This is a genomic window from Mesorhizobium sp. USDA 3734, assembly GCF_056279665.1.
In genome coordinates, this window is the sequence record NZ_JBWCCW010000001.1 from 534,639 (window position 1) to 559,756 (window position 25,118).

Below are 25,118 nucleotides of genomic sequence, written 5' to 3' on the forward strand. Positions count from 1 at the left end.
ACGGCTTTCCTCTGGATTGGACGATGGAGGGGACTGGTTTGATCTTGCTGGCAAGCAGGTTGGAACCGGGCGCGGGCATGTTCTAACCCTGTCGCTGCCGCGGCGTCAACTTGCATGCAACTATGTTTCCTATGGAGAAAATTCCTCTGCGGACCGGCCGACCTGTCGTCGGTTCTTCCCGGCTCCGTTGCCGCGCCGTATAGAAGCCAGAGGATGCGTCGCTTCGCCGTCTCAAAACAGCCGCGCAATGCACGGAATGCGACAGAGGCGACGGCGCAAATTCGCCATCGCGTGGTGCGCAGCGGGACAGCGCTACTGCGTCAGAACGTTGCTGATTTCGACCATATTGGAGCGCACCCTGAGCACGTAGAAGCCCATCGTCGTCAGATGCGTCGGCAACAGCCAGCCATCTTCGCGGCCATTGGCGATGATGAAGGGCTGGATCTTCAGCGCCGAAACGAACTGCGAGTCCATCGTGTCCCACAGGTTCTGCAGGTGCTTTTCCTTGATGACGTCCTCGAAGTCGGCCTGGGCGCCCTTCATCAGGCCATAATAGGCGTAGAGCTGGCCATAGGCGAACCAGTAGCGATCGTCGGCGCGGAAGTCGAACCAGCCATTGTTGTGGTTCTCGGCGCGTTCCTTGAGGATCGCCGACGTCGAGCCGATGTCGGACGAGATACGGTCGATATATTGCTTCAGATTGTCGGCGCGGGCGTCGAATGTCGCCTGGCAGGTGGCAAGGCGAGCGTTGAAGGAACGCAACATGCGCACGGCATCGCGATAATAGCTCGGCGTCGGCGTCTTGGGGCCGAATGGGTTCAGGCCGAAATACCAGGTCTCCTCGTCGAACTGCAGGTTGCCGCGGGCATTCTGCAGATCGCTGTCGATCTGCGAAGTGGTGCGAACGCGGCCGAGATTGTCGGCGAGTTCGGTCGCGGTGCGCCGCACCGCCTGGTTGATGCCGCGTTGGAACGAAGCCTTGTTGTCCATCCACGGCGTGTGGTCCCAGTCGATGCCGAACAGGCCAACCTTGTAGAGGATCATCGACGAGATCCAGGCATTCTGGTTGACGTTGAAGTCAGTCAGGTCGGCGGCGATCTGGGCAATGCCGGAGTTGCCGCAGGTCTTGGCGGTGTCTGTGCCGGCGCCGGCGGCAACCTGTTCGCCGGCGGATATGTTGCGCTTCTCGAAGGTGTAGGTGTCGGGATAGTTCGGGTTGAAATTGTTCCACCACTGGGTGGCGTAGAAGAAATTGGCGTAGAGGCCGATCAGCACCAGCAGAGCCACGCCGACCGCCGCCTTGAGGATCCAGCCGCGCTGCGTGTACCAGCGCCCGGCCCACAGGAATGGCCACAGGATCACGCCGATCAAAAGCCCGATGCCGCGGCCGATCCACTGGAAAATCCGGGTGAAGAAGTTCACGATCGGATCAAGCATGGTGATGTCACCCCCTCAAAGCACGATGCCAAAAAGTTGCAGACTTTTTGGATAACATCATGCGCCGAAACAATAAATTAGAACGAAATGGCGGTTCATTTCGTTCTAAAGCGCGTCGCGTCGAAAACGGATTCATGCGACGCGCTTTAGGTCTTTGGTTTATGCATGTCGTTTTCCCAAAACCGAGGTCACTTTTGGGCGACATGCATTAGTCAGTCAGGCCGTAGAGGCGTGTGCGAAACGCCACCTTGTCCTTCAAATATGTGGTTTTGAGAACGTCCACAACATGCGATCGCCAGGCGTCGCTGAAGCCGTCATAGTCCTTGTAGAAGCCCTGCTTGTTGAAGATGTAGCGCGAGACGAAGTCCGACGGCACGAAATCCGAGATCAGCCGGTTGGTCAGCCAGGCGTCTGGATGGTCCGGTTTGGCGCGAATCACCAGGAAGCGCTGCTGCGGAAAAACATCCTCGATCTTGAGGTGGCCGAGCTGGGCGATCTCGCGCTTGGCGGCGTTGAGGAAAGGAAAATTGCCGTCCCTGGTGATCAGGTCGGCATGGCTCTGGATCCAGGTCTGCAGCCAGACCTTGTCGACATCGGTCAGGTTGCGGTCGGGCTCGGCGTCGCGGATCAGCGCGCGCACCACCATCTCGGCGCGATGCTCAAGATAGCCCGAGGCCTCGACCCAGGAGGCACGCGGCAGCTCGATGCGGCCGGTGGTGGCGAGGAACTTGAACACCTTGTCGGCGTCGTTGATGGAGAGATAGCTGACCTGCCACGGCCGCGAACGGCGGAAACCGGGAGCCGCCGGATCGCCGATCACGGTCGTCATGTCAGGGTCGACGAACACGTAGAGGCCGCCGAAATGGCTGGTCCAGTAGGCGTTGTGGCGGAAGATCACCTGGTCCGGCACCAGCGCGTTCTCGCGGATGTCGCCGCAGATCTTGGCGAGCTCGACCATGCGGGTCAGCATGGCGTTGTCGCGCCAGGCGTCGGGCTCCTGCCTCAGCCGATCGACAAGCTTGCCGAGTTCGGCGGCCTTGCCCAGCACATCCTCGGCCGACAGCACCTTGAACTCGACCTGGCTGATCGACAGCAGGTCTTCGATGTCGTTGACCTTGGGAACGGAATCCTCGATCTCGCCGTAGATGACGTCCTTGATCGTCAGCGCGTCGATGGCGCGCTGGTTCTTGGACATGAACTCGAACATCAGCTGCGAGGTGTTGGAGAAGGCGGTGTGGACCACCGGCAGGTCGATCTGCGACGGCGTCAGGATGATGAAGCGGCGATTGACCTCATTGGGATCAAGGTAATCATAGTCGTCGCATTCCTCGGCCACTTCGGGCGAGAAGCCGGTGCGGTCGATCTGGAAGCTCTTCAGCTTGGTCGGCTTCAAGCCGAATGCGGCGAGCGCCTTGTTGTAGCGCTGGATCAGGTGTGGCTCGTCGACGGTGAGCAGCCGGCCATAGATCAGCTCATTGTCGCGCAGAAGATCGGGTTTCTTGGCGGTCATTGCGTACCTTCACGCATTCCACAGCCCCTTCTTCTTCATCTCCTCCATCTCGCGCGCCGCCCTCTCACGCAGCCTCGCGTCGCGCAGCAGCTTTTGCACCGCGGAGTCGTCGGACTTGTCGGAATAGCGGAACTCGCTGTCGGCGTAGCGGTTGATCTCCTGCATGACCATGTCCATCGAGAAGGGTCCGCGCAGTTCCTCGATCATCGCTTTCTTCTCGTCGTAGCCCTTGTGCATGAAGACTTCCGGCTTCTCGAACCAGTCGTCGGGAAGCTCGATGTCCATGGCGCGCATCTTGATGGCGTCGGTGACGTTCTTGATGGCGCGGCCGGTGAAGCGGGGCTCGGCATCCTTGATCAGATGCAGATAGGTGCCGATATCGGCCATCGATTTCGGCGCGCCGTTCTCCTTCATGTAGCGCTCGTAGACCTTGATCAGCCCGTCTTCCCTTGGCTTCTCGTGCTCCTCATAGGCCTCGGTCACGGCGCGCTGGATTTCCTGCGCGGCGTAGAGATCGTGGTCGCCGAGCGGGATCTTGTGGTTCTTGCCGGCAAGCAGCACGAAGATGTCGATGTAGTCGTCGCGGCTCTGCGGCCCGTCGACCAGCCAGCGGGCACCGGCGCGCTGGCGCAGCGCGTCGTCGACATTTTCGGGGTAGTTGGAGAACATGCCGAACGAGCAGTTGCCGCGCACCACGGTGGCGGCGCCGGCGAAGGCATCCATCAAAACGCCTGTTATTTCCTGCTGGCCGGCCGAGGCGCGGTCGTCGGAGCGCCGCGCCGCCACCTGGTCGATGTCGTCGATGGTGCCGAAGCCGATGACGCGCGGGTTCAAGACATTGTTGATGAACTGGCGGCAGTTCTGGCCGGACTTGCCCTGGTAGGACGAGATCTGGTCGACACCGAAATTCTCGTAGGCGAAGGGATAGCCGGCGACCTGGCAGTAGCCGTTGACGAGGCCGGCGATCATCTGGATCAGCGTCGTCTTGCCGGTTCCGGGCGCGCCGTCACCGATGAAGGTGAACAGGAAGCCGCCTAGCTCGACGAACGGATTGAGTTCGCGCTCGAAGTCGTAGGCCATCAGCATCTTGGCGAGCTTGACCGACTGGTATTTGGCGATGTGGTTGCCGACGACCTCTTCCGGCTTCTTGAAGGTCATCACCAGCGGCTTGGAGCGCTTGCCCGGCGCGACGTCGAAACCATCGAGGGTGAAATCGTCGGCATCGATGCGAATATGGGCGTTCTCGAACGGTCCAATGCCGTCGAAGCGGCCCTTGCGCGCGAGAAGCCCGTCGATGGCGACGCGGGCAAAGGCCCGCGCCCGGGTCATCAGGTCGGCGTCGTCGGACGATCCCGAGATCGCCTTGTCGAGGCCGGCCAGGATCGACTTCACCGCATCCTGCGGCGTGTCGAACAGGAAATCCGGCTCGGGGATGTCGTTGGGCGCCTCGCCGTCGCTGTCGACCAGCTGGAACAGATAGGAGGCGAGGCTGAAGGCCGAAATGTAAGCCGAGGCCGACAGAAGCTTCTTGAAGGTGGACGCCTCGTCGCCCTCGAGCGGCGCGCGCGTGTTCTTGGCCTGCAGGCTTTCGAGGTCGGAGCCTTCGGCGAAAACGTCCGATACCGCCAGCGCGATCGCCGTGCCGCGCCGGGCGCGAAACAACAGTGTGTGCTGCGGGATCGTCAGCAGTTGGTCGTCGGGATGGACGGCGCCGACGGTCTTGGCCAGCTCGACCTCGCGCGTGCGGCGCACCGAACCGACCGAGACGGTCGAGACGAAGCGGCGGTTGGTGCCGGCAAGTGCGGTGCCGGACTCGCGTGACGGGTCCTCCAGCACAACAATGCGGGTGATGAAGCTCTGCGCGGTGGCGCGGTGCTTCTCGATTGCGGCTTCCGGGATGGTGGTCAGGCCGGTATCCATGAAGGGTGCTCCGTGGTGTGACGGTCAGACGTCTGAGATGACCTGTCCGTTGGACAGGATGTGAACCTTGTAGCCGGCAAAAATCTTCTGCGCCTCGCCGGCGGCGTAGAGCGCCTGGTAGGCCTCGTGCGGGATCAGCGCATGGTTTTCGTAGCTCGACACGCCCTGACGCGCGGCTTCCAGATCGTCGGTGTTGATGAAGAATTCCTGCGTCGTCTTCTCGCTCGAAAACAGCCCCTTGCGGCCGGGTTTCTCGCCCTTGGAATAGACCTCCTGGATGGTCCAGGTCAGCAGCCAGGCATTTTCCGGCTTGCGCACCTTGGCCAGCACCTCGGTCACGGTCGAATTGTTGTCGGTAATGCCAGCCGAATAGAACGGGCCGAGAACGACGCGGCGCAGCTGCTTGGGGTGCAGCGACTCGAAATCCTTGTCGAGGTTGACCGCGATGGTCGCCGGCGACAGCGTATAGGCGGAGTTCTTCTCGGTGAAATCGTCGAAACGGTGGGCAAGCTCGGGATTGAGCAGGCCGTCGACCGGCAGGGGAATGTCGACCGTCTCGTTCAGCTTGCCGTTTCTGTCGACAAGCTGGCGGATCATCGCTTCGGAGGAATCCTCCACCGTCACCATATAGACCAGCGGCAGGTTGGCACTGCCGTCGAACGTCGCCCAGTGGACGAGATAATAGGGCCGCGCCGTCTTCGGATTGACCGAGACCTTGGCCGTCTGCGCCAGGGTGAACGGGCCGAAGGTGTTCTCGCTTTTCACGTCCTCGAGATAGAGCCGCTCAGCCATCGACTTCTGCAGCGCCTCGGGGAATTCCTTGTGGCGCAGGATGAAGTCGGCCATTTCCTCGCGCAACTCGCCGGCCAGCGGAATGTTGGCAAGCCGCGCATCGGCCTGGCGGCGGTCGTTTTCCAGTTCGAGCAGGTTCTGGAAGACCGGGAAGCCGCTTTCGGCGCGCGAAATGCGGAACGTGTCCATGAAGCCCAGCCGGTTGCGCCAGCAGGAGAATGACTTGTCGAGCCGGGCAATGTATTCGGCGACGATCTTGGCGACGATGCCATGCCGGTAGAGCGGCGAGCGATCATCGCGCATGAACACTTCAAGGCCGCTGAGCGCGGCCGTGATGGCGGAGAAATACCGTGCAGCCGCTTCGTTTTCGGGGGTCATGCCTGTGCGCTCGCGGGCAGTCCTGTCACCCCTAAGACTGCACGTAGTTTGCCGAATTGTGCTTCTTCAGCACCTCGTCGAAGCGGCGGGCGAAGGCATCGTCGGCCAGCTTCTTGCGGCGCTGGATGTCGGCGGTGGCGACCATGTTCTTCTCGTGCATCTCGAGCAGGTCGCCGATGTGCTTCTGCGATGCAGCACCGATGCCGGCCATGGTTTCCTCGGCCGTGTTGTCGACCTGGCTGCCCAGCGTGTTGATCTTGTGGGCGACGTCCTGCTGGGCGGCGGTCTTCAGCGAATCTTCCAGCGCCTTGTAGAGCACGATGCGCTGCTCGGTATCGATGGTCAGTTTGTTGATCAGCGTCGATTGCGCGGCGATCTGGTTGTTGAGCGAATCGACGAAGGTCTGGAACATCGAGGTGTAGCGCTCCAGCGTCTGGCTCTCGGCCAGCAGCTCCTGCTCCTTGGCCTGCTTTTCATTGTATTCGGTCGCCAGCTTGGAGCGCTCGCCTTCGAGCTGCGTGCGGTCCTTCTGGCTGGTCGAGGCGGCGATCTTGTTTTCGATGTCGAGCAGCATCGGGTTGAGCTCCTCGATGCGCTTCTGCACGGCTTCGAGGTTGGTCATCGTGGTCTTGCGGCGCTCGATGACCTGCGACAGGCTGGTCTCGGAGGTCTTGTAGCGCTGGTCGAGGACTTCTTTTTGCGCCTTCAGGATGCCGACGATGGTGTCTGACTTGACCAGCAGTTCCTGCAGATTGCCGGCCAGTGACATGTTGCGGACGCGGTCGGTGCGCATGCGCTGCTTGCTCTGGCTGGAGAAGACGCCGATGAATTTTTCCCAGCCGGTGTAGTTCTTCATGCTCTCGAACTCGGCGCCGAAGACGTTGGTGGCGTCCTCAAGCCCAATGATCAGGTCGGCGATGTTGCCTTCCATCACCTTCTGCTGCTTCAGCACGTCCTCGATGCGGGCGTTCTCGATGTCGAAATTGGCGTCGCCGATCTTCTTGTCTGATGTGGCGAGCGTATCAAGCACGGTGCCGGACTGCTCGATCTTGGTGCGCATGTCCTGCACGACCTGCTTGGTCTTGGCAATTTCGGCGTCGAAATTCTGCAATGTCGCCATTGGGGCCTCCCGCTTCGGCATCACGTCGCTGGTCGCGAACAGCGGCGAATATATGTGGGGCATCCGGGGATTGAAAGACGCAAGACAACACCCGCCCCGAAAACAAAAGAATCCGTGCGGTCTTGAAAGTTAGTGAAGGTGGGGTCATGGCGTGATTAGCTTGCCGGCCAGGCATAGTTCAGCTGTCATTGAACTTTCATGCGGCAAAGCGATGGCGCACGGATGCCTTTGTATTCGGCAAACCACTGAAGCAATCGTGGCCGCGATATGCGACGCGAAAGCCGGCTTTACAGAACCGACGAACAGCGGATCAGGGCTTGGGATCGGCCTTCAGATAGGCGATGACATTGGCGATGTCGTCGTCCTTGGTCAGGCCGGCAAACGCCATCTTGTTGCCGGGCACTTTCAGCTTGGGGGCCTTGATATACTCGGCGAGATTGGCTTCATCCCACACCAGGCCGGCAGCACCGGCACTCTTCATCGCCTCGGAGTAGTGACCAAGAAAACTCTCGGCGCTACCGGCGGTGCGGCCGACGACGCCCATCAAATGCGGGCCGACCTTGTCGCGGTCGGTGGCCGCTTCATGGCAGGCGATGCACCGGTTGAAGACCTTCTTGCCCAGGGCCGGGTCACCGCCGGCATGGGCGGCAATGGAGGTGGCAAGGAGAAGAAAGCTGGCGGACGAAGCGGCTCGAAACATGGCTGACCCCGGAGAGCTCTGGCTGTCGGCCTTATAAGGCCGAGGCCTTAACAAACGCTGCATCGTGGCCGGATTGCGGAAGACAGACCCTGACTATGGTACTGCAAGTCAGGCCTGCTGTGCCAGGTCGCGGCGCAGGAAATCATTCAGCCGTTCGACCGCCGGCGTCGTCGACAGCGGGTTGCGTAGGATGCCGATCTCGAGGTCCGGCAGCACCGGAAGCCCTTCATTGCCGCCGACGATGCGCAGTGACGGCGGCACGCTGCGCAGGGCGAGGCCAGCCACCGCGAGCCCGGCCTGGACGACTGCGATCAGGCCAAGCAGAGAGGCGCTGGAATAGGTGCAGCGATAGGAGCGGTCGGCATCACCAAGCGCCTGCAGGACATTCATCCTGGCGGCGCAGCCTGGTTCGAACAAGGCGACCGGAAGCGGGTCGGTCTCCCAGGCGACATGGTTTGGCGAGGCGACCCAGACGAAGCGCTCCAGCCGGATCACCTCAAGCGGCTGCTCCGGCAATCGGGTGACGATCGCCAGATCCAGCCGCCCCTCCGCCAGCGTTTTCACCAGCGCGGTCGACTGTTCGCAGATCAACTCCACCGTCACCAAGGGGTGCTCTGCCGCGAAGCGCGACAGCACCGGCGGCAAGAGGAAGGCGGCATAGTCGTCCGGCACACCCAGGCGGACGCTGCCGGTCTCCTTCGGCCGGGTGACGCTCGCCCATGCTTCATCCGACAGTTTCAGCAACCGGCGGCGCATAGATCAGGAAATCTTCGCCGATGGCATTGGGAGTGACCGTTCTGGGACCACGCACCAGAAGCTGGTTGCCAACCATCTCCTCCAGCCGCTGCATCTGCATGCTGACCGCCGACTGGCTACGGCCCACCCGAGGTGCTGCATTGGAAAGACTGCCGCTCTCGACGACAGCGACGAAGGTTTTCAGCAGATTGAGGTCGAGTGGCGCGGTCATGGTGCTATCAGCATATCGAATAGATCATTCCAAATCTATTCGCTTGTTTGAAGGCTCTTCCGGTGACCAGATGGTGGAGTACAGCTGGACGAACACCATGGCAGACGCCTCGACAGCCCGCTTTCCGGCCGCGAGCCTTGCTCTGGCAATGGTGATCGCCGGCACGGTTGGCGCCTTCGCCACGGAATCGGGGCTGCATCCCGTCGCCGTCGTCTTCTGGCGATGTGTGTTCGGCGCACTGTTCCTTTTCGTATGGTGCCTGTTGCGCGGCTATCTTCCGGATCGGACCCTGTCGCCGTCCCGGCTTGCCCTCGCGGCACTTGCCGGCGTCTGCATGGTGCTGAGCTGGACAGCCTTCTTCGCCGGCTTCGCCATGACGTCGATCGCCACGACGACGATTATCTACCATATCCAACCGTTCTTCGTGGTCCTGATCGGTGTCGTCTTCCTCAAGGAGCGCATCTCGCTCGACCAACTGCTGTGGATGCTCGGTGCGTTTCTCGGCGTCGTGCTGGCCAGTGGCCTCGTCTTCGCGCACGGCCATGCCGATGCCAGCTGGGCGCCGGGCATTGCGCTGACGCTGGGCGGCGCACTGCTCTATGCCGTTACAACGATCCTGGCCAAGGGCCTCGGCCAGCAGCGCGCCGAAATCACGGTACTCTGCCAGACGGTGGTGGGGGTCGTCATGCTCGCCCCGTTCGCTGACGTCGGCCAACATATTGCGCCTGCGTCATGGGGCTGGCTGCTCGGCATCGGCGTGCTGCACACCGGCATCGCCTATGTGTTGATGAATTCGGCCTTCCCACGCCTGACGACACCGGTGATTGGTGTGATCACTTTTATCTACCCGGTCGTCGCCATCATCGTCGACTGGGCGATCTATGGGCATCCGCTCGGACCGGCGCAGGCTGCCGGCATGGCGCTGATTGCAGTGGCGACGCTGGGTGTGCGGCTCGGTTGGCGGTTTCCGAAGTGGCGTGTCTCGACTGTATGAGCCCGGAGCTACTCTCGAGAAAACACGTAGCGCTTCCTTCGGGAATTGCTCCAAAAACCAAGAGACAGAGTCAGCCCTTGATAAAGCCGATGAAATCGTCGGGCGCGGCGCGGCCCATCTCTTCTTCCCAGTGGCGGCGGCAGAGCGAGACATAGACGTCCTTGCCGATCGCCACCTGCTCGCCCTGGCGCGCCACCTTGCCATCGGGGCCGAGGCGCACCACCATCGTCGCCTTGCGGCCGCAGCGGCAGATGGTGCGCACTTCGCGCAAATCGTCGGCGATGGCCAGCCAAAGCGCGCGAGCCGGAAAACAGCTTGCCCTGGAAATCGGTGCGCAGGCCGTAGCACATGACCGGAATGTTCAGGCGGTCGGCGATGCGGGCGAGCTGCCAGACTTGCTCTTCCTCGAGGAACTGTGCCTCGTCGACGAAGACGCAATGCACCGATGTATGCGCGTGGTGATCGGCGACGCGGGCGAACAGATCGTCACCGTCGCGGAACATCTCGGCTTCCGTCTCCAGGCCGATGCGCGACGAGATCAGGCCGGTCTCGCCCTTGCGGTAGTGGCCTGCGACGAACAGCATCGTGCCCATGCCGCGCTCGCGATAATTGTACGACGCCTGCAGCAGCATCGTCGTCTTGCCGGCATTCATCGTTGCATAGTGGAAGTAAAGCTTGGCCATGCCGCTCTTTTAAGCCGACTTCGACGGGCGCGGGGAGGGGCCGCCGCCCGCATTCCCCTGAAAAAGCCGGCCCGTCTCCGAAAAAGCTGTCTGGCACGACAAAAGCGCCTGATGTGTCGCTGATTGGCCAGCCCGCGCCGTTGATCGTGATTGCCTTAACGCTTGAATCCACACCAGAATGGTGTTTGGCTGACGAAACAAGGCGGGCAGAGAAACCGTAACTACGCTTCGCCAAAGAATCACAATGGGAGACTGTCTATGTCGCGTATGAACTTTTTCGTCGCCGGCCTCGGCCTGGCGGCTTTTTTGTCCACCAGCACTGCCTTTGCCGGCGATCCGGCGAGCTGCAAGGCGGTGCGTCTTTCCGATGTCGGCTGGACCGACATCCAGGCGACGACCGGCGTCGCCTCCGTGCTGCTGACCGCGCTCGGCTATGAGCCGCAGACGATCCAGCTGTCGGTGCCGGTGACCATGGCGTCGCTGAAGAACAAGGACCTCGACGTCTTCCTCGGCAACTGGATGCCGTCGATGACCAATGACATCAAGGATTACACCGCCGACGGTTCGGTCGAGACGATCAGCACCAACCTGACGGGCGCCGGCTACGGCATCGTCGTGCCGACCTATGTCGCGGATGCCGGCGTCAAGTCGCTGACCGATATCGGCAAGTTCAAGGACAAGTTCAACGGCAAGATCTATGGCATCGAGGCCGGCAATGACGGCAACCGCATCATCCTCGACATGATCAAGAACCCGAAGGACAATCTCGAAGGCTTCGAGCTGGTCGAATCCTCGGAGGCCGGCATGCTGACGCAGGCCGAGCAGTCAATGAAGAACAATGAGTGGATCGCCTTCCTCGGCTGGACGCCGCATCCGGTGATGGGCGCCATGAAGATCACCTATCTCGACGGCATGGGCGACAGCGGCTTCGGCGCCGCCACCGTCTTTACCAATGTGCGCAAGGGCTACACCACCGAGTGCCCGAATGCCGGCAAGTTCATCGCCAACCTCAAGTTCAATCTGGACATGGAAGGCGAGATGATGGACGCGATCCTCAAGGGCGGCGATGCCAACACGGTTGCGGCCGACTGGCTGAAGAAGCACCCGGACGCGGTTGCCCCGTGGATCGCCGGCGTGACAACCTTCGACGGTGGCGACGCTGCCGCTGCCATCAAGACCGCGCTCGGAAGCTGAGCCGACTGAATTCGGCAAAGCCGAACCAGGAAGGGCAGCCATCTTAGAAAAGGCTGCCCTTTTTCATATCCTGTGACAAGATGACGTTGCTACGGTTGAGGCCGAGGGCAGGGCGGTCTCCTGCATGAGAGGGGCGATATGGATCCGATTTCGAAATTCATGGTCGATCACAAGATTCCGATCGGCGCCTGGGGAAAGGCGTTTTTCGGTTTCCTCACCGACAATTTCGACACTGTGTTCAGGGCCTTTTCGAATGGCCTCAATTTCCTGCTCGACGGGCTGGTCGGCATCCTGCTGATGGTGCCGCCGGTGCTGCTGGCGCTGATCATCGCCGTCATCGCCTGGCTGCTGCAGCGCTCGAGGCCGCTCGCCATCGGCGTCTTTCTCGGCCTGATCTTCATCATCAACCAGAACCTGTGGAAGCAGACGGTGCAGACGCTGGTGCTGGTTGTCGCGGCCGCTGCCATGGCCATGGCCATCGGCGTGCCGCTGGGCATCTGGGCGGCGCACAAGCCGAAGGTCTATCGCATCATGCTGCCGGTGCTCGATCTGATGCAGACGCTGCCGACCTTCGTCTACCTGATCCCGGTGCTGACGCTGTTCGGTCTCGGCAACGCTCCCGGCCTCATCGTCACCATTATCTTCGTCATCCCGACCGCGGTCCGGCTCACCCATCTCGGTGTCGTCTCGGTGCCGAAGTCGATCGTAGAGGCCGGCGAGGCTTTCGGTGCCACCAAGAGCCAGTTGCTGTGGAAGGTGGAGCTGCCCTCGGCGCTGCCCACCATCATGGCTGGCCTGACGCAATCGATCATGCTGTCGCTGTCGATGGTGGTGTTTGCCGCACTGATCGGCGCCGGCGGGCTCGGCACCGAGATCAACCGGGCGCTCGGCTCGCGCCGCATCGACCTCGGCCTTGAGGCGGGCCTGGCCATCGTCGTGCTGGCCATCGTGCTCGACCGGATGACCCGAATTGCGGTTGGAGGCAAGAAATGACCGTCGCCGTCGATTTCAGGAACGTCGATATCGTCTTCGGCGCCGACCAGGCCGGATCGCTGAAAATGATCGACGCCGGCGCCAGCCGCGCCGAGATCCTCGAAAAGACCGGCAATGTGCTTGGCTGCGCCGGCGCCAGCCTGACCGTGAACGAGGGTGAGATCTCGGTGCTGATGGGCCTGTCCGGCTCTGGCAAATCGACATTGCTGCGGGCGGTCAATCGGCTCAACGTGGTGTCGCGCGGCCAGGTTCTGGTCAAGGATGGCGACAAGACCGTCGATGTCGTCACTTGCGACGAGGCGACCTTGCGGCGCCTGCGCCAGAAGCAGGTGGCGATGGTGTTCCAGCAGTTCGGCCTTTTGCCATGGCGCACGGTGGAGGAGAATGTCGGCCTCGGCCTCGAACTCGCCGGCGTGCCGGAAGCCGAGCGCAAGGAGCGCGTCAATCGCCAGCTCAAGCTGGTCAATCTCGACCAGTGGTCGAAGAAATACGCGCATGAGCTGTCGGGCGGTATGCAGCAGCGCGTCGGCCTGGCCCGTGCCTTCGCCACAGAGGCGCCGATCCTGTTGATGGACGAGCCGTTCTCGGCGCTGGACCCACTGATCCGCACCAAGCTGCAGGACGAGTTGCTGCAGCTGCAGGCCGAATTGAAGAAGACCATCATCTTCGTCAGCCACGACCTCGAGGAGGCGCTGAAGATAGGTAGCCACATCACCATCATGGAGGGCGGGCGCATCGTGCAGACCGGGGCGCCGGAAGACATCGTGCTGCGCCCGGCCAATGACTATGTCCGCGACTTCATCGCCAATGTGAATCCGCTGTCGGTGCTGACCGCCTGGAACGTGATGCGCGACCGCCGCGACCTCGATCACGGCAAGGACGGCTGGGTGTGGCTCGACCGGCGCAAGACGACGCGCTTCAAGATCGACGATCACGGACTGGTGGCGGCGGCCGAACGCGACGGCAAGCCGGCGGTGTGGGTGTCGTGCGCCGACGTCGAAGGCCAGCCGGAGGAAGCGGCGCAAGTGTTCTGGGCCAATCCCGGCACCTCGCTGAAAACCGTCATGCTGGCCATGCACCGTTCGCAGACCGCACCGGTGGCGCTGTTCGACGATCAGTCACGCTTTGTCGGCGCCATCGGCATCCGCGACGTGTTGAGCGCGGTGCTTAGAAGGTAATTTCTTCGGAACCGGAAGTCGACGAGGCGCTGCGATCGAGCGCGCCTCGCGCTCTAAAGCGTGTCGCGTCTGAATGGGTTCGGACCACCCGCTTTAGGTCTTGTTTTGATGCATGTCGTTCTCCCAAAACCGAAGTCACTTCTGGGCGACATGCGTTAAGCCGCCAGCGGCAGGCGCAGTTGCGTCAGCAGGCCACCGCCCGGGTTGTTGGACAGGCTGATCTCGCCGCCGGCGGCACGGGCGATGTTGCGGGCAATGGTCAGGCCGAGCCCGAGACCGCCGGTCTGGCGGTTGCGCGATTGTTCGAGGCGCACGAAAGAGCCGAACACGGCGTCGATCTGCGCCTGCGGTATGCCCGGCCCTTCATCGCGGATGGTGAGCAGGATCATGTTTTCCGACCGGCGCAGGCTGAGATGCGCCTTCTTGCCGTAGGTGACCGCGTTCTGCACCAGATTGGTGACGCAGCGCTTGAGCGCGACCGGCCGCGCCATGCAGATCAGGCCACGCGAACGGGTATCGTCGTCGAACGAAACGTCGTCATAGCTGTCGGCGATCGATTCCACGAGCGACCAGAAGTCGATGCGTTCGTTCTTTTCCTCGGTCACCTCGAAGGTGGCGAAGTCGATCACCGAGCTGGCGATGCTTTCGACATCGGCGAGATCGTGCGCCAGCGCCTCGCGAACCGCCGATTTGCGCAACAGTTCCAGGCGCAGGCGCATCCTCGTCATCGGCGTGCGCAGATCATGCGCCAACGCTGCCGCCAGATGTTCGCGGTCCTCGACATATTCGCGCAACCGGGCCTGCATGGCATTGATCGCCTTGGCGGCGGCACGCACCTCGCGGCTGCCACTCTCGGCGATCGGCGGGCTCTTCAGGTCCTTGCCGATCCGGTTCACGGCGGTTTCCATCATCCGGTAGGGCGCCGTCAGCCGGCGCAGCGACCAGATCGACATGATCACCACCAGGCCGGCGATCAGCGAATAGAGCGGCAGGCTGTCGATGCTCAGGATCGGGCCGACGGGCGTGATCGGCTCGGTGAAGTTCAGCCATTGGCCGTCGGCGAAGCGCAGTGAGGCCGTCAGCTTGTCGCTCTGGGCGAAGTCGGCGGCCAGCACCAGAAGGTCGCGTTCCACCTGGCCGATATCGGGTCCGGGCGCCGTGCCACTGGCGTCGTCCGCCTCGCGCGTCGCCGGATCGCGCCGCACGCGCGCATCGGTGATGCCGAACTTCGACAGCCGGCCGACGAGAATGTCTTCGAGCTCGGCCAGCTCGTCGTCACCGGCAATCGATGAGGTGACCGCCGGCGTGTCCGAGACGGTGAGCGCGTAGGTGGAATTGAACAGGCCGGTCGCCGTCGCCTTGCGTTCCTCGGGCGTGGCGTCATGCATGAGCTGCACCAGCGAGAAGGCACGGTCGTTGAGGCGATACAGGTCGACGACGCCGTTGGCTACGGCGCGATCGCGCGACACGATGTAGAGGGTCGCGACCTGGCTGATCAGCAGGCCGGCGATGACGATCAGCAGCACCCAGACAGGCAAGGTCTGCGGCAGGAAACGTCTCATTCGGAAGTGGTCTCGGGCAGGAACTGGTAGCCGCCGCTGCGCACGGTCAGGATCAGCTTGGGCGTTTTCGGGTCGTCTTCCATCTTGCGCCGCAACCGGCTGACCAGGATGTCGATGCTGCGGTCGAAGGAGTAGTCACTGTCGCCGCCGGACAGTTCGATGAGCTGGTCGCGGGTCAGCACGCGCTGCGCGCTCTTGACGAAGGTCTGCAGCAGGTTGAATTCCGCCATGGTCAGTTCGACCCTGACATCGTCGGGCGCGATCAGCCGGCGGCGTGAACAGTCCATCGTCCAGCCGGCGAAGCGGTAGATCTGCTTGGTGGTGGCGCGCTTGGGCTCGGCGGCGCCATTGCGCCGCAGCACGGCGCGGATCCGCGCCAGCAGCTCGCGCGGGTCGAAGGGTTTGGGCACATAATCGTCGGCGCCCATCTCCAGGCCGACGACGCGGTCGGTCGTCTCGGTGACGGCGGTCAGCATGATGATCGGCGTCGAATACTGGGCGCGCAGGTCGCGGCACAGCTCCAGCCCGCTCTTGCCGGGCAGCATCACGTCGAGGACGATGAGATCCACCTGCGTGCGGCGCAGGATGGTCTCCATCTCGATGCCGTCGGCGGCAACCGAGGTGTGCAGGCCCCGCTTCTGGAAGAATTCCTGCAGCAGGTCGCGGATGCCCTTGTCGTCGTCGACGATCAGTATGTGTGCGTCGGATTTCACAGCAGCCCTGTCATTGTTGATTGCCAAGCCGTTCTGTCGCAACCCACACGATAGAATTCAGGCCATATGTTGGCCAGTGGTGATGATGGGTTCACACCGGCTTTCTCAGACACAATCCAGAAACAAAATTCTACAGTTCAGAAAAACTCCTGAAAAATTTCAAAGGCATAACTGATCTCGTGGCGGTCAGGTCATCGGCTGCGACGCTAGTCTCCGGGTTTACGGATAAACCGATGCCAAGGTTGTCGATCAGTTTGTTGGGTGCGTTGCTGGGCCTTGGCCTGGTCACTGCCGCTGTCGGACAATCGGACGCAAAGGTGACGCCCACGACCCGAAGCGAACGGTGCGCCAATCTCAGCCACCAATTTGATGAAGCCCTCGAAACCCATGCCACGGCAACGCAGGTCACCGCGGCAAAGGCACTTCAGAGAAAGGGCAACCGGTACTGCGCCGCCAAGAAACAGGCGCAGGGCATCCGGGCGCTCGCCAATGCTTTGAAGCTGCTTGGAGTGACACCGAACGACCCGGTTCAGTGACATCAGAAAACTCGACCCGCATAAAAAGGAAATGAAGCCATGAAAAAGTCCATCCTCTCCGCCACCGGTCTCGCCGTCGCTCTCGCTTTCGCGATGCCGGCTCTCGGCAACGCCGCTGCCACCACGACCGCTGCTCCGGCTGCCACCACCACGACCACCGCTCCGGCGGCGACCACGCCTGCCAAGCCGGTCGTGAAGAAGGTCGTCGCCAAGAAGCCCGTCAAGAAGCACAAGAAGGCGAAGAAGGTTGCCCCGAAGGCAGCTCCGAAGGCCTAATCCAGGCGCGGCATAACATGCCTGCCTTTTGACCAAGGCCGCTCCAGCTGGTTTCGGCTGGAGCGGCCTTCCTCCTGTCCGAACCGTGGAAAAGCCCTGATATCGGCGATGAAGCGGACTGATGGGCCTGATGTTTGGCCGAAGCCTTGGTGCCGGCAGCTTCCGCCTCGACTGACGCTTAACCCGTTCGCAACGCCCGGCCGTGTAGGACAACCCGCATGAAGAAGCGGCTTTCGTCCATTTTGCGCTCGATGGTGCTCGGCGGCCTGGTGGCCACCGGCGTCGCCAGGGTGCTGATCCTGTTCACCGCCAGCCCGGTGCCCGATCCGGCCAGCGGGCGCACGGAGCCTTCGCTGTTTGCGCCTGCGATTTCCACCAACTGGGACTACATCACGCCGGCACAGACCTGGCTGCTGATCGTGCTGACCGGCGCGACGCTGATCAGCGCCGCCGCGTGGCCGATCGCGGTATGGCTGGAACGCCGGGCGGATGCGGGTGGAACCCGCCTTCGCCACGATATGCCGTCCGCCACTACCCTGCGGGCGATCCAGGGCCGTCGCATGTTCGGCCGTCAGGACCGTTGAACGGCAACCGATACTTCCCCACATGATTGTGAATGGCCGCGCCCGCCGGACATCGGCTTTGCGCGTCAATCAAAATGGACGACCGCTGTCGCCGATGCCAGAATGGCGGTTACGTCGCTTACGCCAGAGCAATTCACCGTTTCGTGGAAACGGCGAACCGCTCTGATCCTTGTTTTGACGCAATTCCGGACGGAAAACCGTTTTACACTTTTCCTGGAATTGCTCTAATTGTCGGTTCCGATGCCTGAAATCACCACAAAACCGCGTACCCAGGTCAAGCCGCAGGTCGAACGGCCGAAGCTCTACAAGGTCATCCTCGTCAATGACGATTTCACGCCGCGCGAATTCGTGGTGACGGTGCTGAAGGGCGAGTTCAAGCTCAGCGAGGACCAGGCGCACCGGGTCATGATCACCGCGCACCGGCGCGGCGTCTGCGTCGTCGCCGTCTTCACCAAGGATGTCGCCGAGACCAAGGCGACGCGCGCCACCGATGCCGGCAAGGCCAAGGGCTATCCGCTGATGTTCACGACCGAGCCCGAAGAGTAGTCCTACCGTCCCTCGCGGTACCACATCGAACCCATTGCCAGAAGCAGCAGGCCGAGGCCGAGGAAGCCGCCGAACAGCGGCACGCGCGAGACGGCCTTGAGCACGCTGTCATCCGTCGTGCGCAGGCCGATCCAGTCGCTGCCGGACGCAGCACCGGCCGAGCGCACCGGCACGATGGAAGGCAGCGTCACGTCGCTGCCAAGGGCCGTGGATGAAGCCAGCCGGCGCACGCTGCCGCCGGTGGCTTCCGCCGGCGCCTTCAGCCGGTTTTCGGTGGAGATGACATCGGCGAATTCCGGTGCGTTGACCGGGCCGACATGGGCGAGCGCCGTCAGGTCGCCATTGGCGACCTGGTAGAGGCCGATCTCGCTCGTCTCGACGCTGCCGAGGAAGACGCCGGGTTCGGATTTCTCGAGCTTGACGGTCAAGGTCTTGCCGGACGGGGTGATGATCTGGGCGGGGCCTGGATCGTCGGCCATCGTCTGGCGGCGGATTTCCAGCACCATGCCGCGGCCGTCGGCGGTCAGCCGCTCTTCCTCGAGCTCGGGCTCCTTCATCAGCCAGTGCGCGATGCGCCGGTAGAGCTGGACATGCGGGCCGCCGCCCTCGAAGCCGCGCGCCCACAGCCAGCCCTGGTCCGACAGAAGCATGCCGACGCGGCCTTCGCCCTTGCGGTCGAGCAGGAGCAGGGGCCGGTTGTCGGCGCCCTTCATCACCACTTCGCCTTCGGGATTCTGCACGCCGATGGTGCGGAACCAGCGGCTCCAGTGCGGCGGCTCGGTAGCCGAGCCATCGAGCCCACGTGTCACCGGGTGGCGCTGGCCGAGTTCGGTGAGGCGCGGATAGAAAGCCTTGTCGACAACTTCGCCGGTCGGCATCGCCGGCAGGGCCGCCATCAGCGGCGTGCGCGCGATCGAGCTTTCGCCGGCATATTCGGGCCCGGCCGCGATCAGCAGCGCGCCGCCCTTTTCGACATATTCGGAGATGTAGTCGTAATAGAGGATCGGCAGCACGTCGCGGTGCTGGTAGCGGTCGAAGATGATGAGGTCGAAATCCTTGATCTTCTCGACGAACAGCTCGCGGGTCGGGAAGGCGATCAGCGACAATTCATTGATCGGCGTGCCGTCCTGTTTTTCCGGCGGCCGCAGGATGGTGAAATGGACGAGATCGACCGAGGCGTCGGATTTCAACAGGTTGCGCCAGGTGCGCTCGCCGGCATGCGGCTCGCCGGAGACGAGCAGCACGCGCAGGTTCTCGCGAATGCCGTCGATGAGTGCGATGGCGCGGTTGTTGGTGTCGGTCAGTTCGCCCGGTTCGCGATCGATGGCGAGCTCGACGATGTTGCGGCCGGCGCCCGGAATGGTCACCTGCAGCGGCATGGCCTGGCCGACGGTGGCATGCTCGACCGCGACCTGTTCGCCATTGACCGAGACGCGTACATCGACCGGGCCAGTCTCGTTTTGGGTCGAGATGACGCGGTAGGTCATGTCGAGCGGCTTGCCGACAAGGCCGAAGCGCGGCGCGTTCTCGAAACGGATGCGGCGGTCCTTCTCGTGATCGTTGCCGGTGATCAGGGCATGCAGCGGAGCGTTGAAATCGGGCGCGACCGGGGGCGCGTCATGCACCTCGCCATCGGTGATCATGATGGCGCCACCGATGCGTGACGGCGGCACGTCGCGGAAGGCGCCTTCCAGCGCACCGAACAGCCGTGTCTCGGTGCGCTCCTCGGCGGCCTCGGATTTGCCGGCCTCGACGACGCGCACGTCGAACTGCTTGAAGCGGCCAAGACGCTGCTGCAGCCCGGCCAGCGCCTCGTCGGTCTGCTTGGTGCGGTCGCCGATGTCCTGGCTCTGGCTGCGGTCGACAATCAGTGCGACGACGCTTTTCAGCGGCTCGCGCTCCTCGTTGAGGAACACCGGGTTGAACAGGGCGGCGGCGAGCGCCAAAAGGGCGATGAAGCGGAAGACCGAGCCGCGCTGGCGAAACCACAGGCCGACCAGCGCCAGCAGCGCCAGCGGCACCAGCGCCAAGGCCAGCAAGGGCCAGGAGATCAGCGGTTCGAAGGAGATCGACCAGTTCATCCCTTATCCCCCCCTTTGCGGGGAGGGTTTATCCGTGACCGGAGGGCACCAAACAAACTCATCTTACTGCCCCAGCCGTTCGAGCAGGATGGGCACGTGCACCTGGTCGGATTTGTAGTTGCCGGTCAGCATGTACATCATGATGTTGACGCCGGCGCGCAGCGCGTAGATGCGCTGCATCGGGTCCGCCGGCACGGTCGGCAGCAGCGGGTCGCCATTCTCGTCGACCGCCCAGGCGCCGGCGAAATCATTGGCGGTGATCATGATCGGCGAGACGCCGTCGCCGGTGCGCACCGGCCGGTTCTCGGCGTTGCTGGCGTCGAGCGACGCCTCGACCCAGAGCGGACTGCCGGCGAAGCGGCCGGGAAATTCGGGCAGGATGAAGAAGGATTTGGTCAGCACGTGGTCGGAGGGCACCGGCTCCAGCGGCGGCACGTTGAGGTTGCCGAGGATGTCGCGCAGCCGCTCCGTCGCCGGGCTGGTCGAATCGGCGCCGATGCCGTTGGCGAACTGGTCGCGGGTGTCGAACAGCACCGTGCCGCCCTGCTGCATATAGGCGTCGATGCGGGCGATCGCGGCCTGGCTCGGCATCGGTGCGGCGGGATCTATCGGCCAGTAGATCAGCGGATAGAATGACAGCTCGTCCTTCGAGATGTCGACGCCGGCCGGCGCGCCCGGTTCGAGTGCCGTCTTCTCGACCAGGAAGCGGGTCAGGCCCTCGAGCCCGGCGCGGCTGATCGAATCGTCGCCCGGCACGCCGGTCAGCACGTAGGCGATGCGGGTCTTCGAAATCGCCTCGATGGCAACCTCATCGCCCGGCTTGGCGTCGTCGGCGCGGGCAAAATCGGCATGGCCGAACAAGGCGCCGAGCGCAATCAGGACCGCGGCGGTGGTTGCACCGGCACGGCGCGGCCGGCGTGAAAACAGGCCGCCCATCCAGAACACCGCCAGCGTATCAAGCAGCATCAGCACCAGGGCAGCCGCGACCAGCGCGCCCTTCAAATTGCGCGATTCGTCAAAGGCATACTGGATCGATGTGACGGGAACAGTGATTTGCGGGCGCGCCAGCGGGGCCAGCGTGCTGTCGGCTTCCAGCAAATTGTGGGCGAACACACCGGTCTCGGAACCATAGAGGCCGGGCGGGTTCTCAAAGGTCACCGGCAGGGCACCGGCGCCCGGCACCAGCGGTCGCGCGTCCGGCGTCGGCGGCACCAGCGTGCCGTCGGCCGATATCATCCGGTAGGGCGCCAGCGAGGTTGCGGCGGCTTCGGCATTGGCGATCGCCGCGCCCTGGTTGCGTGACAGCTGCACGATGCGGCGCAGCATCTCGACGAAGCTGCCCGAGATCGGCAGGTTCGACCAGGTCGCCTCGGGGGTGACGTGGAACAGCACCAGCGTGCCCTTGCCTTTCTTCAGTCCGGTGACCAGCGGCGTGCCGTCGGCAAGGGCGGCCCAGGTGCGTTCGACGATGTCGGGTGTTGGTTCGGCCAGCACCTGTCTGCTGACGGTGACCTCGGTCGGCGGAGCAAGGTCGGCGAACGGGCCGGCCTTGGGGAATTCGGTGACCGGTTGCGGCGACGTCCAGGACAGCGCGCCGCCGAGCGAACGCTCGCCGGTGCGCAGGCGGACCGGCAGCAAATCGTCGTCATTGCCGGCGGCGGCCAGCCGCGAACCGGCGAAACGCACCAGCGTGCCACCATTGTCGACCCAATCGACCAGCCTCTGTCGGACCTGCGCGGGAATGGTGCCGATGTCGGCCATGATGATCATCGCCGGCTTCTGGTCGAGGATCTGCGGGATGGCGTCGGCGAGGTCGGCGCTTGAGGGTTCGACCAGATCGGCGAAGGGCTGCAGCGCGCGCCTGATGTAGTAGAGCGGCGACAACAGCGGCTGCGCCTGGTCGGCCTCGGCCTGCGACAACAGCCCGACGCGGCGGCGCTTGGAGCTTTCGTCGAGGACGCGGACGGCACCGGCCTGCCGCTCGCCATCGAGCGCGATCGAAGCGAAGTCGTTGCGCAGCTCGAACGGCACCGCCATCGTGCCGGTGGCGGTGGTTTCGCCAGGCGAAAAGGTCAGCGTCGCGTCGGCAATGCGGCGGCCCTTGTCGTCGAAGGCGCCGGCGGTGACTTGCGCCGGGGCCGGGTCGCCAGGTGCACGAATGGCGGTCAGCGCAAAGCCGTCGACCTGGTTGTCGGCGATGGTCAGGCCGGTCAGCGACAGCCGGTCGGAACTTACCCAGACGACACGGGTCGCATTTTTCGACAAAAGCGTGTTGAAGGCGGCCTCGTCGCCCTTTGCCGCCAGGCCGTCGGCAAGCACGGCGACGCTGGCACCGGGCAAGGTCTCCAGCACGCCGGCGACGCGGGCATAGACGGCGGGCCGGTCGGTCGGGATCGGTCGTGGCTTGGCGGCGCGCAGCCGGTCGAGGGCTGCGGCGGCATCGAACGGGCCGACCTCAGCATTGGCTTTTTCGGCGGTGAAGGCGATGATGACCGGCACGCCGTTGGAGCCGGCATCGTTGATCAGCCGCTCGGCGGTGGCGACGCGCTTGCCCCAGTCGGCGGCACTGGCCCAATCATTGTCGATGACCAAGGCCAGGGCAGCGCCCTCGGCCGGCAACTTTTCGCGCGGGTTGAAGACCGGGTCGGCCAATGCGGCGACGATGAGCGCCGCCATCAGCAGCCTGAGCAACGTCAGCCACCACGGGCTCTGCTGCGGCGTCTCCTCGCGCTTCAGCACGCGGGCCAGGATCTTCAGCGGCGGGAAGATTTCGGTCTGCGGCTTGGGCGGCGTCAGTCGCAACAGCCACCAGATCACCGGCAGCGCCAGCAGGCCCCACAGCACCATAGGTGCGCCAAAGGAGAGCGGCAGCCAACTCATGCGACGACCTTTCCGGCACGACCGCCACCGGCGGTCGGCCCGGACCGAGGGCCATCGGCGGTCATCGCCATGTGCAGGCGCACCAGCGCATCGGAAGCCAGCCGGTCGGTGTGGTTGACGGTAAAGCTCCAGCCGAGCCGCTTGCACCAGGCGGCCAGTTCCTGGCGGCGGGCGGTGTAGAGCAGGCGATACTCGTCACCCAGCATTTCGGCGCGGCCGGCGGTCAGCTTGTCGCCGGTCTCGGGATCGGTGAATTCGGTGCGGCCGGCATAGGGGAAGGTTTCCTCGGCCGGGTCGGCAACTTCGATCATATGCGCGCGCACGCCGTGGCGGGCGAGCACGTCGAGCCAAGCCATCGTCTCCTCGACGGGATCGAGGAAATCGCTGACGACAACGATGTCGCAGAAGCGCCGGATGTCGGACAGATCGGGTTTTGCCGCCAAGTCGCCGGCATGCATCAGCTGAGCGGCGATGCGCTCGGCGCCGTTGCGGGCGGTGAACGGATCAGTGAGGCCGGGCCAGGCGATGCGTTCGCCGCTGCGCGACAACAGCTCCGCCATGGCCAGCGCCAGCACCAGCGCGCGCGATTGCTTGGAAACGCTGGCGCCGGTCGACTTGTAGAGCATCGACGGCGAGGGGTCGGCCCATAGCCAGACCGTATGGGCGGCTTCCCATTCGCGGTCGCGCACATAGGTGTGGTCATCGCGGGCCGAACGGCGCCAGTCGATGCGTGAGGCATCGCCTTCGACATAGGGGCGGAACTGCCAGAAATTCTCGCCGATGCCGCGCTTGCGGCGGCCATGCCAGCCGGCGATCACCGTGTTGACGATGCGCCGTGCCTCGACCAGCAGGTCTGGAACCAGCGAGGCCCGCAACCGGCCACGGGCGAGCGCGTCGCGCGTCGCTGCCGGTGCTTGGAGCTCGCCAATACGCGCCATCAGATACCTTTGGCCAGTTTCGCCACCACGTCGCGCACGCTGGTGCCTTCGGCGCGGGCGGCGAAGGTCAACGCCATGCGATGCTGCAGCACCGGCTCGGCCAGCGCGCGCACATCGTCGATCGAGGGCGCCAGCCGTCCGTCGTAGAGCGCGCGCGCCCTTGTGCACAGCATCAGCGCCTGGCTGGCACGCGGGCCGGGGCCCCAGGCGACATGCTTGTCGGTCTCGGCATTGCCCTGGCCGGGACGCGCCGAGCGCACCAGCGTCAGGATCGCCTCGACGACGCTTTCGGGCACCGGCATGCGGCGAATCAGCGTCTGGATCTCCTTCAGCCGCGCCGGCTGCAGCACGTTCTGCGCCTTGGCGTCCTCGATGCCGGTGGTTTCCAGCAGGATGCGGCGCTCGGCCTCGATTTCGGGATAGAGGATATCGACCTGCATCAGGAAGCGGTCGAGCTGGGCCTCGGGCAGCGGATAGGTGCCCTCCTGCTCCAGCGGGTTCTGCGTTGCCAGCACATGGAAGGGCGCCGGCAGGTCGTAGCGGGCGCCGGCAATGGTGACATGGTATTCCTGCATCGCCTGCAGCAGCGCCGACTGGGTGCGCGGCGAAGCGCGGTTGATCTCGTCGGCCATCAGAAGCTGGGCGAAGATCGGTCCGGAGATGAAGCGGAAGGAGCGCTTGCCGATCTCGTCCTGCTCCATCACTTCGGAGCCGAGGATATCCGACGGCATCAGATCGGGCGTGAACTGGATACGGCGCGAATCGAGGCCGAGAACGATGCCCAGCGTCTCGACCAGCTTGGTCTTGGCGAGACCCGGCACGCCGACCAGCAGCGCATGGCCGCCGGCCAGCAGCGCCACCAGCGTGCGCTCGACGACGCTCTCCTGGCCGAAGATGACCCGGCCGACCCCGTCACGAATTCTGGAAATATCCGCCAGTGCTTTTTCGGCCTCGGCGATCATGTCCTTTTCGCTGATCGGGCTTTCCTTGACCATCACGCTCATGCCGCATCGATCCTCGTGGTTGGAAATACCAGCCTGCAGCATACCATGACTGCCGCGATTCGGCCTCGCCTAGCGTCTGCATTTGAACTTAAATCACAGACTTAGGCTGACAAGCGGAACAACAGTGACTAT

General features: G+C 63.6%; 22 protein-coding genes and 1 pseudogene. 8 read left to right on the forward strand and 15 right to left on the reverse strand.

Going from position 1 to position 25,118, the window contains the following annotated elements:
- Positions 1-312: 312 nt before the first annotated feature.
- From ACZ89F_RS02605 to ACZ89F_RS02640, 8 genes are all read right to left on the reverse strand, one after another.
- Complete coding sequence (locus ACZ89F_RS02605; RefSeq protein WP_476090272.1) at positions 313-1,437, reverse strand: DUF2333 family protein; 1,125 nt, start codon at positions 1,435-1,437, stop codon at positions 313-315.
- A gap of 208 nt (positions 1,438-1,645) precedes the next feature.
- On the reverse strand, positions 1,646-2,947 hold the full coding sequence (locus tag ACZ89F_RS02610) for a DUF6638 family protein (RefSeq protein ID WP_476090273.1): 1,302 nt from the start codon (positions 2,945-2,947) through the stop codon (positions 1,646-1,648).
- 9 nt (positions 2,948-2,956) lie between these two features.
- Positions 2,957-4,867 (reverse strand): AAA family ATPase, encoded by a 1,911-nt coding sequence (locus tag ACZ89F_RS02615; RefSeq protein ID WP_476090274.1) that lies wholly within the window; start codon positions 4,865-4,867, stop codon positions 2,957-2,959.
- 24 nt (positions 4,868-4,891) lie between these two features.
- Positions 4,892-6,037 (reverse strand): hypothetical protein, encoded by a 1,146-nt coding sequence (locus tag ACZ89F_RS02620; RefSeq protein ID WP_476090275.1) that lies wholly within the window; start codon positions 6,035-6,037, stop codon positions 4,892-4,894.
- 31 nt (positions 6,038-6,068) lie between these two features.
- Positions 6,069-7,157: a hypothetical protein gene (locus ACZ89F_RS02625; RefSeq protein WP_476090276.1), complete on the reverse strand. Its 1,089-nt coding sequence runs from the start codon at positions 7,155-7,157 to the stop codon at positions 6,069-6,071.
- Between the two features lie 310 nt (positions 7,158-7,467).
- Positions 7,468-7,857, reverse strand: a complete 390-nt coding sequence (locus tag ACZ89F_RS02630) for a c-type cytochrome (RefSeq protein ID WP_476090277.1) — start codon at positions 7,855-7,857, stop codon at positions 7,468-7,470.
- A gap of 108 nt (positions 7,858-7,965) precedes the next feature.
- Positions 7,966-8,601: a LysR substrate-binding domain-containing protein gene (locus tag ACZ89F_RS02635; protein ID WP_476090278.1), complete on the reverse strand. Its 636-nt coding sequence runs from the start codon at positions 8,599-8,601 to the stop codon at positions 7,966-7,968.
- Entirely contained in the window at positions 8,582-8,824 is a 243-nt protein-coding gene (locus tag ACZ89F_RS02640; protein WP_476090279.1) for a LysR family transcriptional regulator, read from the reverse strand. Before ACZ89F_RS02640 ends, ACZ89F_RS02635 begins: the two co-directional genes overlap by 20 nt.
- A 97-nt stretch (positions 8,825-8,921) precedes the next feature.
- Here ACZ89F_RS02640 and ACZ89F_RS02645 point away from each other — a divergent pair, with 97 nt between their 5' ends.
- Positions 8,922-9,818 carry a DMT family transporter gene (locus ACZ89F_RS02645; protein WP_476090280.1) on the forward strand — a complete coding sequence of 299 codons (897 nt, stop codon included), beginning with the start codon at positions 8,922-8,924 and terminating at the stop codon, positions 9,816-9,818.
- A gap of 70 nt (positions 9,819-9,888) precedes the next feature.
- Here the strand turns inward: ACZ89F_RS02645 and ACZ89F_RS02650 are convergent.
- A pseudogene (locus tag ACZ89F_RS02650) lies at positions 9,889-10,501 on the reverse strand (thymidine kinase).
- A 258-nt stretch (positions 10,502-10,759) separates the two neighbouring features.
- Between ACZ89F_RS02650 and ACZ89F_RS02655 the strand changes: the two are divergent.
- From ACZ89F_RS02655 to choV, 3 genes are all read left to right on the forward strand, one after another.
- Entirely contained in the window at positions 10,760-11,695 is a 936-nt protein-coding gene (locus ACZ89F_RS02655) for a choline ABC transporter substrate-binding protein (RefSeq protein ID WP_476090281.1), read from the forward strand.
- A gap of 138 nt (positions 11,696-11,833) precedes the next feature.
- Positions 11,834-12,688 (forward strand): choline ABC transporter permease subunit, encoded by an 855-nt coding sequence (gene choW / locus ACZ89F_RS02660; RefSeq protein WP_127257512.1) that lies wholly within the window; start codon positions 11,834-11,836, stop codon positions 12,686-12,688.
- Positions 12,685-13,866, forward strand: coding sequence for a choline ABC transporter ATP-binding protein (gene choV, locus ACZ89F_RS02665; protein ID WP_476090282.1), 1,182 nt, complete (start codon positions 12,685-12,687; stop codon positions 13,864-13,866). Before choW ends, choV begins: the two co-directional genes overlap by 4 nt.
- A gap of 155 nt (positions 13,867-14,021) precedes the next feature.
- On the opposite strand, the gene ACZ89F_RS02670 is transcribed toward choV, so the two are convergent.
- Positions 14,022-15,428 carry an ATP-binding protein gene (locus ACZ89F_RS02670; RefSeq protein WP_476090283.1) on the reverse strand — a complete coding sequence of 469 codons (1,407 nt, stop codon included), beginning with the start codon at positions 15,426-15,428 and terminating at the stop codon, positions 14,022-14,024.
- Positions 15,425-16,141 (reverse strand): response regulator, encoded by a 717-nt coding sequence (locus ACZ89F_RS02675; protein ID WP_109661267.1) that lies wholly within the window; start codon positions 16,139-16,141, stop codon positions 15,425-15,427. The genes ACZ89F_RS02670 and ACZ89F_RS02675 overlap by 4 nt, the downstream gene beginning before the upstream one ends.
- A 233-nt stretch (positions 16,142-16,374) precedes the next feature.
- On the opposite strand from ACZ89F_RS02675, the gene ACZ89F_RS02680 reads away from it, so the two are divergent.
- The 4 genes from ACZ89F_RS02680 to clpS all read left to right on the forward strand — a co-directional run bounded on the left by ACZ89F_RS02680 (position 16,375) and on the right by clpS (position 18,083).
- Complete coding sequence (locus tag ACZ89F_RS02680; protein WP_476090284.1) at positions 16,375-16,677, forward strand: hypothetical protein; 303 nt, start codon at positions 16,375-16,377, stop codon at positions 16,675-16,677.
- 39 nt (positions 16,678-16,716) lie between these two features.
- Positions 16,717-16,953 (forward strand): hypothetical protein, encoded by a 237-nt coding sequence (locus ACZ89F_RS02685; protein ID WP_183449206.1) that lies wholly within the window; start codon positions 16,717-16,719, stop codon positions 16,951-16,953.
- A gap of 218 nt (positions 16,954-17,171) precedes the next feature.
- Positions 17,172-17,537, forward strand: coding sequence for a hypothetical protein (locus tag ACZ89F_RS02690; RefSeq protein WP_476090285.1), 366 nt, complete (start codon positions 17,172-17,174; stop codon positions 17,535-17,537).
- A gap of 240 nt (positions 17,538-17,777) precedes the next feature.
- On the forward strand, positions 17,778-18,083 hold the full coding sequence (gene clpS / locus ACZ89F_RS02695; protein ID WP_183454002.1) for an ATP-dependent Clp protease adapter ClpS: 306 nt from the start codon (positions 17,778-17,780) through the stop codon (positions 18,081-18,083).
- 2 nt (positions 18,084-18,085) lie between these two features.
- Here clpS and ACZ89F_RS02700 read toward each other — a convergent pair whose 3' ends face one another.
- The 4 genes from ACZ89F_RS02700 to ACZ89F_RS02715 form a co-directional block, all read right to left on the reverse strand.
- Complete coding sequence (locus ACZ89F_RS02700; protein WP_476090286.1) at positions 18,086-20,164, reverse strand: hypothetical protein; 2,079 nt, start codon at positions 20,162-20,164, stop codon at positions 18,086-18,088.
- A gap of 63 nt (positions 20,165-20,227) precedes the next feature.
- The gene (locus ACZ89F_RS02705; protein WP_476090287.1) at positions 20,228-23,044 is read right to left on the reverse strand and encodes a DUF4159 domain-containing protein; all 2,817 of its coding nucleotides are present in this window, start codon (positions 23,042-23,044) and stop codon (positions 20,228-20,230) included.
- Complete coding sequence (locus ACZ89F_RS02710) at positions 23,041-23,982, reverse strand: DUF58 domain-containing protein (protein WP_476090288.1); 942 nt, start codon at positions 23,980-23,982, stop codon at positions 23,041-23,043. Before ACZ89F_RS02710 ends, ACZ89F_RS02705 begins: the two co-directional genes overlap by 4 nt.
- Positions 23,982-24,986, reverse strand: coding sequence for an AAA family ATPase (locus ACZ89F_RS02715; protein ID WP_109659710.1), 1,005 nt, complete (start codon positions 24,984-24,986; stop codon positions 23,982-23,984). Before ACZ89F_RS02715 ends, ACZ89F_RS02710 begins: the two co-directional genes overlap by 1 nt.
- Positions 24,987-25,118 lie beyond the last annotated feature (132 nt).

Excerpts from the sequence above, each read along its gene's own strand:
- ACZ89F_RS02640 (WP_476090279.1), bottom strand. The coding sequence starts at position 8,824 with ATGACCGCGCCACTCGACCTCAATCTGCTGAAAACCTTCGTCGCTGTC.
- ACZ89F_RS02680 (WP_476090284.1), top strand. The coding sequence starts at position 16,375 with ATGCCAAGGTTGTCGATCAGTTTGTTGGGTGCGTTGCTGGGCCTTGGC.
- ACZ89F_RS02700 (WP_476090286.1), bottom strand. The coding sequence starts at position 20,164 with ATGAACTGGTCGATCTCCTTCGAACCGCTGATCTCCTGGCCCTTGCTG.
- ACZ89F_RS02705 (WP_476090287.1), bottom strand. The coding sequence starts at position 23,044 with ATGAGTTGGCTGCCGCTCTCCTTTGGCGCACCTATGGTGCTGTGGGGC.
- ACZ89F_RS02710 (WP_476090288.1), bottom strand. The coding sequence starts at position 23,982 with ATGGCGCGTATTGGCGAGCTCCAAGCACCGGCAGCGACGCGCGACGCG.
- choV (WP_476090282.1), top strand. The coding sequence starts at position 12,685 with ATGACCGTCGCCGTCGATTTCAGGAACGTCGATATCGTCTTCGGCGCC.
- ACZ89F_RS02685 (WP_183449206.1), top strand. The coding sequence starts at position 16,717 with ATGAAAAAGTCCATCCTCTCCGCCACCGGTCTCGCCGTCGCTCTCGCT.
- ACZ89F_RS02645 (WP_476090280.1), top strand. The coding sequence starts at position 8,922 with ATGGCAGACGCCTCGACAGCCCGCTTTCCGGCCGCGAGCCTTGCTCTG.
- ACZ89F_RS02690 (WP_476090285.1), top strand. The coding sequence starts at position 17,172 with ATGAAGAAGCGGCTTTCGTCCATTTTGCGCTCGATGGTGCTCGGCGGC.
- clpS (WP_183454002.1), top strand. The coding sequence starts at position 17,778 with ATGCCTGAAATCACCACAAAACCGCGTACCCAGGTCAAGCCGCAGGTC.
- ACZ89F_RS02625 (WP_476090276.1), bottom strand. The coding sequence starts at position 7,157 with ATGGCGACATTGCAGAATTTCGACGCCGAAATTGCCAAGACCAAGCAG.
- ACZ89F_RS02630 (WP_476090277.1), bottom strand. The coding sequence starts at position 7,857 with ATGTTTCGAGCCGCTTCGTCCGCCAGCTTTCTTCTCCTTGCCACCTCC.
- ACZ89F_RS02715 (WP_109659710.1), bottom strand. The coding sequence starts at position 24,986 with ATGAGCGTGATGGTCAAGGAAAGCCCGATCAGCGAAAAGGACATGATC.
- ACZ89F_RS02605 (WP_476090272.1), bottom strand. The coding sequence starts at position 1,437 with ATGCTTGATCCGATCGTGAACTTCTTCACCCGGATTTTCCAGTGGATC.
- ACZ89F_RS02655 (WP_476090281.1), top strand. The coding sequence starts at position 10,760 with ATGTCGCGTATGAACTTTTTCGTCGCCGGCCTCGGCCTGGCGGCTTTT.
- ACZ89F_RS02620 (WP_476090275.1), bottom strand. The coding sequence starts at position 6,037 with ATGACCCCCGAAAACGAAGCGGCTGCACGGTATTTCTCCGCCATCACG.
- choW (WP_127257512.1), top strand. The coding sequence starts at position 11,834 with ATGGATCCGATTTCGAAATTCATGGTCGATCACAAGATTCCGATCGGC.
- ACZ89F_RS02615 (WP_476090274.1), bottom strand. The coding sequence starts at position 4,867 with ATGGATACCGGCCTGACCACCATCCCGGAAGCCGCAATCGAGAAGCAC.
- ACZ89F_RS02610 (WP_476090273.1), bottom strand. The coding sequence starts at position 2,947 with ATGACCGCCAAGAAACCCGATCTTCTGCGCGACAATGAGCTGATCTAT.
- ACZ89F_RS02670 (WP_476090283.1), bottom strand. The coding sequence starts at position 15,428 with ATGAGACGTTTCCTGCCGCAGACCTTGCCTGTCTGGGTGCTGCTGATC.